Origin of the sequence: Chryseobacterium sp. SIMBA_038 (genome assembly GCF_046535115.1) — a bacterium.
Taxonomy (GTDB): domain Bacteria; phylum Bacteroidota; class Bacteroidia; order Flavobacteriales; family Weeksellaceae; genus Chryseobacterium.
Window position 1 is genome coordinate 1 of the sequence record NZ_JAWRXH010000314.1, and the last position, 253, is coordinate 253.

Genomic DNA, 253 nt, shown 5'->3' on the forward strand with positions numbered 1-253 from the left:
GACGGTATTTTCCAGACTCAGGCAGAAATCGACAATTACAAAGATGCCAACGGTAACCTTATTCAGCCTAACGCTAAACCGGGAGATATTAAATTCCTGAAAAAAGATGGAAATACAGGAGTATTGAACAATAATGATTTTGTAAACCTTGGAAATCCATATCCTAAATTCTCTTACGGACTATCTTACAATATGTCATGGAAGAACTTTGATCTTAACCTTTTCTTCCAGGGAGTATATGGAAACAAAATAT

General features: G+C 35.2%; 1 protein-coding gene. It reads left to right on the plus strand.

Annotation, left to right across the window (positions count from 1 at the left end):
• Window positions 1–253: hypothetical protein (locus SB689_RS23710; RefSeq protein ID WP_410694489.1), on the plus strand; the 253-nt coding region annotated here is incomplete at both ends.